The 11,835-nt window shown below is 61.6% G+C and carries 9 protein-coding genes and 1 pseudogene; 4 read left to right on the top strand and 6 right to left on the bottom strand.

Annotated features, from left to right (window positions below; all coding sequences use genetic code 11):
- The first annotated feature begins 142 nt into the window (after positions 1-142).
- The 4 genes and pseudogenes from KMZ29_RS09520 (at position 143) to KMZ29_RS09505 (ending at position 4,675) form a co-directional block, all read left to right on the top strand.
- Complete coding sequence (locus KMZ29_RS09520; protein WP_249779875.1) at positions 143-478, top strand: hypothetical protein; 336 nt, start codon at positions 143-145, stop codon at positions 476-478.
- A 162-nt stretch (positions 479-640) separates the two neighbouring features.
- Positions 641-1,125: pseudogene (locus KMZ29_RS09515) on the top strand (CoA transferase); the annotation flags it as partial.
- Positions 1,126-2,068: 943 nt separating this feature from the next.
- Positions 2,069-3,222, top strand: a protein-coding gene (locus KMZ29_RS09510; RefSeq protein ID WP_215620300.1) for an IS3 family transposase whose coding sequence is annotated in 2 segments (ribosomal slippage) — positions 2,069-2,318 and positions 2,318-3,222 — 1,155 coding nt in all. Because the reading frame shifts where the segments join, the coding sequence is not laid out codon by codon here.
- A gap of 259 nt (positions 3,223-3,481) precedes the next feature.
- Entirely contained in the window at positions 3,482-4,675 is a 1,194-nt protein-coding gene (locus KMZ29_RS09505) for a CaiB/BaiF CoA transferase family protein (RefSeq protein ID WP_215623457.1), read from the top strand.
- A 416-nt stretch (positions 4,676-5,091) separates the two neighbouring features.
- On the opposite strand, the gene KMZ29_RS09500 is transcribed toward KMZ29_RS09505, so the two are convergent.
- The 6 genes from KMZ29_RS09500 to KMZ29_RS09475 all read right to left on the bottom strand — a co-directional run bounded on the left by KMZ29_RS09500 (position 5,092) and on the right by KMZ29_RS09475 (position 11,633).
- Positions 5,092-6,609 carry a tripartite tricarboxylate transporter permease gene (locus KMZ29_RS09500; protein WP_215623456.1) on the bottom strand — a complete coding sequence of 506 codons (1,518 nt, stop codon included), beginning with the start codon at positions 6,607-6,609 and terminating at the stop codon, positions 5,092-5,094.
- A 27-nt stretch (positions 6,610-6,636) separates the two neighbouring features.
- A complete protein-coding gene (locus KMZ29_RS09495; protein ID WP_215623455.1) occupies positions 6,637-7,179 on the bottom strand; it encodes a tripartite tricarboxylate transporter TctB family protein in 543 nt (180 codons plus the stop codon).
- A gap of 145 nt (positions 7,180-7,324) precedes the next feature.
- Positions 7,325-8,311, bottom strand: a complete 987-nt coding sequence (locus KMZ29_RS09490) for a tripartite tricarboxylate transporter substrate binding protein (RefSeq protein WP_215623454.1) — start codon at positions 8,309-8,311, stop codon at positions 7,325-7,327.
- A 141-nt stretch (positions 8,312-8,452) separates the two neighbouring features.
- A complete protein-coding gene (locus tag KMZ29_RS09485) occupies positions 8,453-9,250 on the bottom strand; it encodes an enoyl-CoA hydratase/isomerase family protein (protein WP_215623453.1) in 798 nt (265 codons plus the stop codon).
- A gap of 111 nt (positions 9,251-9,361) precedes the next feature.
- Positions 9,362-10,567, bottom strand: coding sequence for a pyridoxal-phosphate-dependent aminotransferase family protein (locus KMZ29_RS09480; RefSeq protein WP_215623452.1), 1,206 nt, complete (start codon positions 10,565-10,567; stop codon positions 9,362-9,364).
- Between the two features lie 202 nt (positions 10,568-10,769).
- On the bottom strand, positions 10,770-11,633 hold the full coding sequence (locus KMZ29_RS09475; RefSeq protein WP_215623451.1) for a hypothetical protein: 864 nt from the start codon (positions 11,631-11,633) through the stop codon (positions 10,770-10,772).
- Positions 11,634-11,835: the final 202 nt, after the last annotated feature.

The raw sequence follows: 11,835 nt of genomic DNA, 5'->3' as shown, positions 1-11,835 counted from the left end.
GCAGCCCGATTCGGACACTACCCTGATATCTGACTTGCAAGTTGTAGATCGGTTAAGTTTGGGCCGCTTAGGTTTCCATTCGGTTACAAGATTCCATTAACTCTCGACCCAGCCAAGGCTACCGGATAATGACGGCGAACTCATGAGCCGAACGGAACTCGCGCGGAACTGTTTGAACCGCAGAAAAGTGCTGGTGGCCCTGTTTATCGCCCCGATAATGCTTCCGTTTGACCCAGAACATACCCTTCGGGAAAGAAATATCTCCATGGCAAAAATCGCTTCTGCTGACGAGGCGGGGAAAGCCGCCCGCGATCAAACAAGCCCTCCCGCCAGGAATCCCGAGGTGGCGGTGGAGGAGGAATACCAAGCGGCCCGGCAACGCGGCACCGCGCAAGCTCTGGAACTCTTCATCGCGCGGCACCCGGACAGCGCCTATGCCGAAAAGGCGCGCAGTGAACTGCGTCGAATGCAACGTTGACACACCTTGTGACCCCTTAGCGACCTCTCCAGCTGGGGCCTGCGCGAACAACATCTCGCTGCGGGGATTGAAGTGGCAACCAAGGGCAACGTGACAAGACGTTAGCTTTCGGCGATTGTGTCCCTCCACAATGGTATCCAAATGACACCGGAGCTTTCCTGAATGCCCTCTCCACGCGCCTCGCAGGCCCTGTCCCGCTTCACGGTGCTCGATCTCACCCGCGTCCGCTCCGGGCCGACCTGTGTGCGTCAGCTCGCGGACTGGGGCGCCAATGTCATCAAGATCGACGCCCTGATGGAGGACGCCGCCGGCGAACAGCCGGGCGGGCCGCGCCATGGTTCGGATTTTCAGAATTTGCACCGCAACAAGCGGGCGATGACGCTCAACCTGAAGGATCCGAAAGGCCTCGCGGTGTTCAAGCGACTGGCGGAAAAGGCCGATGTGATCGTCGAGAACTTCCGCCCCGACGTAAAAAACAAGCTCGGTATCGATTACGAGAGCCTGCGCCAGATCAATCCGCGGATCGTCTATGGCAGCATCTCCGGTTTCGGCCAGGATGGCCCTATCACAAGCGTCCAGGCTTCGATCGCATCGCGCAGGGCATGGACGGGCTGATATTGATTACGGACGCGCCGGGCGTTGGACCCGCCGCTCGTCTGGGGAACTCTCTGGAAAATTAGCGCGGAGCGGAGCATATTGATTCAATGCAAAGGATCATCTGTCAGAGTTGCAAGTCGGAATATGACCATCAAAAGGTGGAAACCAAAGGTTGGCATCGCGAGCGCGCGGATGATCGGTGTGAGGTTTGCAGGGCAACTTTGCGCCCATGGGAAGCCGATCATCAGTCGATATTAATTTTAACCAAGCGTGGCACGCCGCCCGAAGCATAGCCGCCGAGAGGCGTTCCGAACCGCAAACTGGCTCGCACGGAACCAACGCACGCCGGTAGAAATAACCAGCGTGTTCGGTTTACACGTGCTTGTAATGCAAGACGCATTAAAGTTGTATGCACACCGAATACACGTTTTTGAGTCCGGCGCCGTAAACCCTCGCAGAACCGCGCGGAGGCTGCGGGTAGCGAAGCAAGATAACACGGCAGCCAGATACCCAGCACCAAGCGCCGCGGTCATTCGCGGCCTATTGGTATTCTTTGCTGTTCCCACTATTGTTACTGTGGCTCGACGTCAGATTTCGGGGATAGGTTTTATATCCCGAGGCTGGGGTGAATTCCCATAGGTATTGGTCCGCACCAAACGAAACGGTCAGGAGACCGTATGAGGTTCATGGGTGCCATATTTGTGTTGGCGTTAGTTGCGATAATGATCTCAATATTTTCAGACATTATGTTAACGCGCTGCAAGACGGGATCATTTTTTGCCGTGGTCGGATGGTGTAGCTCCGAGGGCAGATGAGGCGGGATTCGCTCAGCCTTCCGAAGTTGCGCGCGAAAACAATGAAGTCGATTGAGACTTACCTGAAAGAGATCGGAGATTATCTCAAGCATCAGGGGTGATTGAAAATTCACCGTCTGAGCTGCTGCCGGTTTGATGGACACCAAGATTGGGTGTTTCATACAGCCGGAGGTGGGTCATGCAGAGACGAAGATTCAGTCGAGAGTTCAAGGTCGAGGCGGTCAAGCTTGTCAGGGAGCGCGGAGTATCGGTAGCGCAAGCCGGCCGAGACCTGGGCATTCATGAGAACGTGCTGCGCAAATGGGTCAAGGAGTTCGGCTCCGATCCCGTGCAGGCCTTCCCCGGCCACGGCCAGATGAAACCCGAGCAGCTGGAGATCGAGCGGCTGCGGCGCGAGGTCAACAAGCTGAAGGCGGAGCGGGATATCCTAAAAAAGGCCGCTGCCTACTTCGCGAAGGAAGCGACATGAAGTTCGGCTTCATCGTGAAGCACCGGAACATCTGGCCGGTGGCATGGCTATGCGAAGCAATGGGCGTGTCGCGGTCGGGCTTCCATGCCTGGCTGAATCGATCTCCCAGCGCCAGATCCCGAAGCGACGAAGCGGTCGGCCAGCAGGTGAAGGCCAGCTTCCTTGCCAGCGACCGGACCTACGGCGCACGGCGCGTCTGGCGAGACCTGCTGGCAGACGGCGTCGAATGCGGTCTTCACCGGATCGAGCGGCTGATGCGCCTGCAGGCCTTGCGGGCGCGGCCACGGCGCCGGCGTCTGCCGAAGGACGAAGGCGATCGCCAGGTTGCGAACGTGCCGGCGAACCTTCTCGATCGTCAGTTTGCGGCCGAGCGGCCGAACCAGAAGTGGATCGCCGACTTCACCTACATCTGGACCGCCGAGGGCTGGCTCTACGTGTCGGCTGTGATCGACCTGTTCTCGCGACGGGTGGTCGGCTGGTCGATGAGCGCCGGCATGACAGCCCAGCTGGTTGCGGACGCCCTGTTGATGGCCGTCTGGCGCCGGGGCAAGCCGGATGCCCTGATGCATCACTCGGATCGGGGCAGCCAATACGCCAGCGAACAGTTCCAGCGCCTGATGGCTGACAGCGGCATCGTCTGCAGCATGAGCCGATCCGGCAACGTCTGGGACAACGCGGCGATGGAGAGCTTCTTCTCGTCGCTAAAGACCGAACGCATCGAGCGCAAAACCTACCGTACCAGGAACGAGGCCAGAGCAGATGTGTTCGACTACATCGAGCGGTTCTACAATGCGACCCGACGTCATTCGACGATCGGATACCTCAGCCCTGTTGAGTTCGAGCGCAAGGTGGGATTAGCTTAACCGGGTGTCCATCAAACCGGCAGCAGCTCAGTCTCCCATGCTCTTTGGGCGCGACATCTATGTCCTTGGCAATGAGAGGATCCAACAACCTGATACGTTCAACTTCTGGGCATCAACGCTAGCGGGCTGAACCCACCTTTCGGCCGTACGGTTCGCAACTAAGCCAATGTGGACGGCGGACATGGAATTAGATAGCTATACTGCAAACTTCCCTTAGCCTACGAAGTGCAAGCGCCGAATTGCTAGCTTGGAGTTCTGAATGCCCTTCCCACGCGCCTCGCAGGCCCTGTCCCGCTTCACTGTACTCGATCTTACCCGCGTTCGCTCCGGGCCGACCTGCGTGCGCCAGTTCGCCGACTGGGGCGCCAATGTCATCAAGATCGACGCCCTGATGGAGGACGCCGCCGGCGAACAGCCGGGCGGCCCGCGGCAGGGTTCGGATTTTCAGAATTTGCACCGCAACAAGCGCGCGATGACGCTCAACCTGAAGGATCCGAAAGGCCTCGCGGTATTCAAGCGGCTAGCGGAAAAGGCCGACGTGATCGTCGAGAATTTCCGCCCCGACGTGAAGAACAAGCTCGGTATCGACTATGAGAGCGTGCGGAAAATCAATCCACGCATCGTCTATGGCAGCATTTCCGGCTTCGGCCAGGATGGCCCCTATCACAAGCGTCCGGGCTTCGATCAGATTGCGCAGGGCATGGGCGGGCTGATGTCGATCACCGGCGCTCCCGGCGAGGGGCCGATGCGGGTCGGCATTCCCGTGGCCGACCTCAGCGCCGGATTGTTCTGTGCGACCGGCATTCTCACGGCGCTTCTGGAGCGCGAGGTGTCCGGCGAAGGCCAGTGGGTGCAGACCTCGCTCTTACAGGCACAGATCTTCATGCTGGATTTCCAGGCCGCGCGCTGGCTGATGGAAAAGGATGTCGCCAGGCAGGCCGGCAACAACCATCCGACCAGCATTCCCACCGGCGTATTCAAGACCACCGACGGCTACATCAATATCGCCACCACGGGCGGGCGGATCTGGGAGCGCTGTGCGCAGGCGATCGGCGCGCCCGAGCTCGTGACCAATCCTGACTATGCCACCGCGCCGGCGCGCTCGAAGAACCGCGATGCGCTCAACGCAGCGATCGGCAAGCTGACCGAGAAGAAGACCACCGACACCTGGGTGAAGGAACTCAACGCCGCCGGCGTGCCCTGCGGCCCGATCTATTCGATCGACCAGATGTTCGAGGACGACCAGGTCAAGCATCTCGGCATCGCCCAGGACGTCCCCAACGACGAGAACCGCCACATCCGCCTGGTCGGCCAGCCGGTCACGCTATCGCGCACCCCCAGCAAGATGGCGGCGCGGCCTCCGGAGTTCGGCGAACAAACCAACGAGGTGCTTGCGGAATTTGGATTTGGTGCTGACGAAATCACTCTCCTGAAGCAGGACAAGGTAGTGTGACCCAAGGCGAAACGATCCGCACTAGCTAGGACTGACCGCCGAACCGACAGTCAGTCGTCCCCGGTTGCCGCTCGGGTAAATTGCAGATTGACTTACCTTTGCTCGCAGCGGTCAGGTAGACAGGGTGTGAACCCGCAGCGACATCACTCATTCCCTACCGGCGCCTGGCGGATTCGCGATGAAGCGGATTAAGACGCGCTCTAACACAGAGGTGATCTTGTGGTCGATATTTTCCGGCATGCCCGAATCCGGAGAATGAGGTTGGCTAGATCGGGCTTGGGCTCGATACCAGCAACTCCATGCCGTTGCCCTCGATCACCTTCGTGTAATTGCGTCGCGCCGAATCCGGCAACGTCCCAAACTATTGATTGAACAATGAAGTTGGATGAACTGGCGCCGGCCGACGCGACCGCGCTCTAGCCGGGCGCCTTCGCCGGCCGCATCAACCGCCCGACGCTGCCGAACGCCTTGTCGATCACAGGCCAGAACAACAGCACGATCGCCAGCGTCGTGATCGAGCCGACCAGGCCATTCGACCAGAACACCTTCAGATCGCCGCCGGCGCCGATCATCGACAGCCGGAACGCATCCTCGGCGCGGTTGCCGAGCACCAGCGCCAATGTAAACGGGGCCAGCGAAATCCCGATCTTCTTGAAGACATAACCGACGACGCCGAAGCCGAGCATCATCCAGATATCGAACATCGCGTTCTGGATCGCATAGGCGCCGATGGCGCAGGACACCACGATCATCGGGGCCACCGCGGCGAACGGCACTCGCAGGATGGAAGCAAAAACCGGCACCGTCGTCAGCACCAGCACGAGGCCGACCACGTTGCCGAGATACATCGAGGCGATCAGGCCCCAGACGAAATCCTTGTGCTCGACGAACAGCAATGGGCCAGGATTGAGGCCCCACACCATCAGCCCGCCGAGCAGGATCGCCGCAGTGCCGGAGCCGGGAATGCCGAGTGCCAACATCGGCAGCAGCGCCGCGGTGCCCGAGGCGTGCGCTGCGGTTTCCGGCGCGAACACCCCCTCGATACGGCCCTTGCCGAAGCTTTCCGGGTCCCTGGAAAATCGCTTGGCCAGGTTGTAGCCCATGAACGAGGCCGCGATCGCGCCGCCCGGCGTGATGCCGAGCCAGCAGCCGATGAAGGAGGAACGCAGCAACGTGACCCAGTACTTCGGCAGGTCCATCCAGACCCTGAGCACCACGCGCAGGCTGATGCCGGCGGCGTGGCCGCGTAGCGCCAGGCGCTCCTCCATGGTGAGCAGGATCTCGCTGATGCCGAACAGGCCGATCACCGCGACCAGGAAATTGACGCCGCGCAGCAGCTCGCTCGTGCCGAACGTCATGCGAAGCTGGCCGGACACCGTATCCATGCCGATGCCGGCGAGTAGCAGGCCGAGCGACATCGAAATGACGGTCTTGTGCTTGGCCTCACGACCTAGTCCGACGAACGAGCAGAAGGTCAGGAGATAGACCGAGAAGAATTCCGGCGGCCCGAATTTCAGCGCAAAGGACGAGATCATCGGCGCCAGGAACGTGATCAGGAGCACCGCGACCAGCGAACCGATGAAGGACGAGGTGAAGGCTGCGGTCAGCGCCTCCGCCGCCCTGCCCTGCTGCGCCATCGGATAGCCGTCGAAGGTGGTCGCGACCGACCAGGCTTCGCCGGGGATATTGAACAGGATCGAGGTGATGGCGCCGCCGAACAGCGCGCCCCAGTAAATGCAGGACAGCATCACGATGGCCGAGGTCGGGTCCATGGTGAAGGTCAAAGGCAGCAGGATCGCCACGCCGTTCGGCCCGCCGAGCCCGGGCAGCACGCCGACGAAGATGCCGAGCACGAGCCCGACCATCATCAGCGCCAGCGTCTTCCACGTCAGCAGGACGGCGAAGCCGTGCATGAGTAGGCCGAAAGCTTCCATCGAAAATCCGTCCCGGTTGGCGCGGCGCTAGCGGCCAAGGGCCGCTTCGAGCGGTCCCTTCGGCATGATGACGTCAAAGGCGATATCGAAGGTCACGAACATGATGGCGGTGAATACGAAAGCCGTCAGCAGCGACTTCCACAGCGCGATCCGTCCGACCAGACGCATGAAGCCGGCGATCAGACAGAAGCTCGCGACATAGAGCCCGAGGAACTGCGTGGCCAGACAGAACAGCAGCGTCGGAACGAACACCAGCAGGACCCGGCGGAGCTGCGCGCGGGTCACGAAGCTTTCCGCAGCCTCCTTGCGCGACAAGAAAGCGGCGACGAGGCCATAGAGGCTGGCACCGGCGAGGATCACCGACAGATAGAACGGGAAATAGCCGGCCTGCGGTCCGGTGGAATCCCAGGCGATGCCGGTGCGCCAGTTGTCGAAACCGAGCGTCGCGGCCAGCGCCAGCAGCAGCAGCGACACCGCAACATCGACGACTCGGATACTGGCCACATCGGGCGAATCGGCCTCCGGCGCGGTCGGATCGTCGACGACAATTTCGATTTCGGTATTGGACATGGGATTGCCGGAAGGAAAAAAGCCGATGATGCATCAAAGCAGACGGTCATCCGCGAAAAGTGGGGATCCAGCCGCGTGACCGATGTCAATCCGTACCGCCCTGGAATACGGGATGCCCCCCGTTCGCGGGGCATCCCGGTATCACCTACTTCGCCACGAACCCCGCCTGGTTCATCAGCGACGCGTTGAGCTTGTCGTCCTCCTCGAGGAACTTCAGCATGTCCTTGCCGGTGAGGAAGATCGGCTTCAGCGCCTGCTTTTCCATGTACTCCTTGTACTCGGTGGTTTGCGTCACCTTCTGGAACAGATCGACGTAGAACGCCGTCTGTTCCGCAGTCACCTTGCCCGGCAGGAACATCGCGCGCAGCATCAGGTACTGGACGTCGAGCCCTTCTTCCTTGCAGGTCGGGATATCGTTCCACGACTGCGTGTCGGTCACCTTGGTCTTGTAGGAAATCCGCTCCTTGTCGAACACGCAGAGCGCGCGGACCTGACCGGCGCGCCAGACCTCGAGATTCTCACTGGGATTGTTGACGTTGGCTTCGGTATGTTTGCCGACCAGTTGCGTCGCCGCCTCACCGCCGGACTTGTAGGGCAGATAGGAGAATTTCGCGCCGGTCCGCTGTTCCATGAACACAGTCAGAACGTGATCCTCGCGCTTGGAGCCGGTGCCGCCCATCTTGAACGGCGAAGGGGCGGCCTTGGCGGCGGCAACGAATTCCTTCACGGTTTTCGGCCCGGCGGCATTATCCCACAATACGAACTGGTCCATCGCCACCACCGCCACCGGTGACAGATCGCGCCAGTTGAACGGAATCTTCGCCGACAGCGGCAGCATGTAGATCAGCGAATAGGCGATCAGCACCTTGTTGGCGTCGCCCTCGCCGGATTTCATGTACATCAGCGCTTCGGCGCCGGAAGCGCCGCCCTTGAGCGACACCACCACCGGCTGTTTCATCAGATTGTTCTTCTGGATCGCGGCCTGCATCATCCGCGCCATCTGGTCGGATGCACCGCCGGCCCCGGCAGCGACCACGATTTCAACCGGCTTGGTCGGTTCCCAGGCAGCGATCGCCGGCGCGCTCGCCAGCACGGTCGCCACGGCGGCGGTGGCTCTAATGATGTTTCGCACGTTCCATCCCCCTATGTTCTCGTTCGGCCCGGTTACCCCGGGCATGGCTTGTTGGGGGCATTGTGCGGGGTTACGCCGATGAGTTCAAGCAGGTCCGGCCGCCCTGCGCATGACTTTGGCATGGGAAGCGAGCTAGCGGACCTATTTGCCCTTCCAGTTCGGCGTGCGCTTGTTGAGGAACGCATCCATGCCCTCGCGGAAATCCTCGCTCATATAAGCGCGCAGGATCAGGTCACGGCCCTCTTCGCGCGACAACGTGCGGCGAATGCGGAGCACCGCTTCCTTGGCGGTTTCCATCGTGATCGGCGCATGGCCGGCAATCAGCTTTGCGGTTTCGGCGGCGCGGCGCTGCAGCGTCGGAACGTCGGGCACCACTTCGTTGAGCAGACCCAGCGCCAGCGCCTCGGGCGCCTCGATCAGCCGCGCCGTAAAAATCAGGTCCTTGGTCCGCGCCGGCCCGACCAGCGCGACCACCCGGCTGATATTGGACATCGACAGGCAATTGCCGAGCGTGCGCGCGATCGGAAAGCCGATCCGCGTCGCCGCGGTGCCGATCCGGATATCGCAGCAGGCGGCGATGCCCGCCCCGCCGCCGGTGCAGGCGCCGGCAATGGCGGCAATGGTCGGCACCCGGACCTTCTCCAGCGCGCCCAGCACGCGATCGATCCGCTCCTCATATTCGAGCGCATCCTCCGCGGTCTTGAAGGCGCGGAATTGCGAAATATCGGTGCCGGACGCGAATGCCTTGTCGCCGGCGCCGGTCAGGATCATCGCCTTGATCGAGCGGTCGGAGTTCACGGTCTCGCAAATCGAGGCCATGCGCTCGTACATCGCAAAGGTCAGCGCGTTGCGCGCCTGCGGGCGGTTGAAGGTCAGGTGGGCGATGCCGTTCTCGACCGCATAGATCAGGTCTTCGGTGGCGGGTACCGGGGCGTTCATGGCACGCTCTTTCTGTTCTTGCCGCTTCTTGGGGCTGCTGGCGCCGCATGGTCAGGAAGACCGAAGCGTGCGCAGGACGCGCGCGCGCTTCGGTGAGGTTTTCAATCCGGCTCAGGCAACCGCCGCCTTGGATTTCGGCATCGCCACCACGTCGCGTCCTTTCAGGACTTCCATGGCGGCCAGCACGCCGCCGCTGCGGTGCGGAATCTTGGCGAGGTCAAGACCCATCTCGACACCCGACAATGTGCCCATCAGCATCAGATCGTTGAAGTGCCCCATATGACCGATCCGGAACGCCTTGCCCTTGAGCTTTCCGAGACCGGTGCCCAGCGACATGTCGAAGTTTTCCAGCACCGCCTTGCGGAAGGCGTCGGCGTCGTGTCCGTCCGGAACCATGACCGCGGTCAGCGCTGGCGAATAGGCATGCGGGTCGAGGCAGACCGTATCCAGGCCCCATGCCTTGACCGCCGCGCGGGTGGCCGCGCCATGGCGCATGTGGCGGGCGAACACGTTGTCGAGCCCCTCCTCCTCCAGCATCGCAATCGCCGCCTTCAGCGCGAACAGAAGATTGGTTGCCGGCGTGTAGGGGAACGTGCCCTGCTTGTTGATCGCGATCATGTCGTGCCAGTCCCAGTAGGACCGCATCGATGTGTTGGCCTTGGAGGCCGCCAGCGCCTTTTCCGAGAGCGCGTTGAAGCCGAGCCCCGGCGGCAGCATCATGCCCTTTTGCGATCCCGCGATGGAGACATCGATGCCCCAGGCGTCGTGCTCATACTCCAGCGAGGCGAGGCCGGAGATGGTATCGACCATCAACAGCGCCGGATGGTTGGTGCGGTTGAGGGCCTTGCGAACCTCGAACGGGTGCGTGACGCAGCTGGTCGAGGTCTCGTTGTGCACCACGCACACCGCCTTGATCTTGTGCTCGCGGTCAGCGGCAAGTTTGGCCTCGATCTGCTCGACGTCGGCGCCGTGCCGCCAGTCGGTCGGCAGAAATTCGACGTCGAGTTTGAATTTCTCGGCAATGCCGCGCCACAGCACGGCGAACTGGCCGGTCTCGGCCATCAGCACCTTGTCGCCGGGCGACAGCGTATTGACGATCGCCGCTTCCCAGGCCCCGGTTCCCGACGACGGGTAGATGATGACCGGCTGCTTGGTCCGAAAGACCCGCTGGCAACCCGCCAGCACGGCATGACCCAATTCGGCGAATTCGGGACCTCGATGATCCAGGGTGGGCATGTCCATGGCCCGCAGCACCCGATCGGGCACGTTGGTCGGTCCTGGAATCTGGAGAAAATGCCTACCAGTGTGCAGGGTCATATGGCGTCCTTCCCGGGGGGTATTCTGGCTTCGCGAGCCGCTCGAATATCACTATTCGGCGGGCTTGTCCCCAACAGAGATCAACGTTTTATCTCCTTGGAATCGTGCATGATTGCATTGCAATATCGGCGAGCCTGGCTGGCGAAACCCAGAAGCGGCGGCCTGCCCGACCGACGACGCGATTCCGCGACGGCCAGGCATTTCATTTCGGATTGTCGCGAGCCCTCTTGAAGCGCGCTTTCACGCGAGCCCGCAAATCCCCGACAATTCGGCTGAGTCCCAAAAAGCGCGCATTTTCCAGTGCATCCCTCTCGGCGCGCAGACGGCTCAATTCCCGGTCGAAAACGAGATTGTGGTGACCGGCGTGATCGCGGTCGCGGCGCAACGCCGCCCATCGCTCGATGTAAGTCGCGTCCAGCCGGTCGGACCAAACCACGGGGACCTGAAGACGCTCGAACATCCGATCGAGCCAGCATCCCTTTGGCGGCGCGATATTCTTGGGTACCCCGGCCTTGCGCCACATCTCATTCCACAGATGGACAAACGTGGAATCCGACGTCCGCACATCGACCTCATCCCGCGCTTCCGGGAGCAGGAATTTCTCGAATTCTTCCGCTCCGATTGCGTAGCAACTCTGGCGTGGCGCGATCGGCATATCCGGCGCATAGGCCGGCTGCAGTCCGGTCAGCAATTTGGGGCCGGTCTCGCCCCAACGCGCGTTCTCCAGCCGCGCCGCCGTTCGCTGACGCGCCGTCTTCATCAATGGATGACCGGGCGGAAAGCGCATCACCGAACTGTTCAATTCGCGATCCGACTGTCGCGCGATAAAGATGTTTGCGGCGGGCAGCGACGAGGCGATCAGCATCGCGTCGGTATCAATCCACCAACCGCCCAGTTTCTCGAGAAGTGTGTAACGGAAATGATTGGAGTGCAGGGAGGGACTCGGTCCGTCGAACTCATGCCGATAGAAAGCAACCTCTTGGTCGAGAATTTCCCGCGCATTGCGACGCCTCACGCCGTCAGGCAGACCCGGCACCGGCGCTTCCGAGAACAGCTCGACCTCCACTCCGGCGGCCACGAAGCTCGACAGGCACAGCGCTTCATAGGGTGAGAACGGGCCGTGCCAGAAGCTGCGGACGACGCGATCCGGCACAGGCCCGGGTTCGTGGCCGGAGTCTCCAACGTGGATCTGCTCGAGAGGGCCCATGGCGATCCGGCCGATTGATGGACAGGACTTCATCGGCCGTCGAGGACGCCGGACACGGAGG

The organism is Bradyrhizobium sediminis, from assembly GCF_018736085.1.
GTDB lineage: Bacteria > Pseudomonadota > Alphaproteobacteria > Rhizobiales > Xanthobacteraceae > Bradyrhizobium > Bradyrhizobium sediminis.
Note: the sequence above shows the minus strand (reverse complement) of the source record. Positions and strands in the feature narration are given on the sequence as shown.

What these genes read in the sequence shown, in the direction of transcription:
- KMZ29_RS09520 (WP_249779875.1), top strand. Translation starts at nt 143, where the DNA reads ATGAGCCGAACGGAACTCGCGCGGAACTGTTTGAACCGCAGAAAAGTG.
- KMZ29_RS09505 (WP_215623457.1), top strand. Translation starts at nt 3,482, where the DNA reads ATGCCCTTCCCACGCGCCTCGCAGGCCCTGTCCCGCTTCACTGTACTC.
- KMZ29_RS09500 (WP_215623456.1), bottom strand. Translation starts at nt 6,609, where the DNA reads ATGGAAGCTTTCGGCCTACTCATGCACGGCTTCGCCGTCCTGCTGACG.
- KMZ29_RS09495 (WP_215623455.1), bottom strand. Translation starts at nt 7,179, where the DNA reads ATGTCCAATACCGAAATCGAAATTGTCGTCGACGATCCGACCGCGCCG.
- KMZ29_RS09485 (WP_215623453.1), bottom strand. Translation starts at nt 9,250, where the DNA reads ATGAACGCCCCGGTACCCGCCACCGAAGACCTGATCTATGCGGTCGAG.
- KMZ29_RS09480 (WP_215623452.1), bottom strand. Translation starts at nt 10,567, where the DNA reads ATGACCCTGCACACTGGTAGGCATTTTCTCCAGATTCCAGGACCGACC.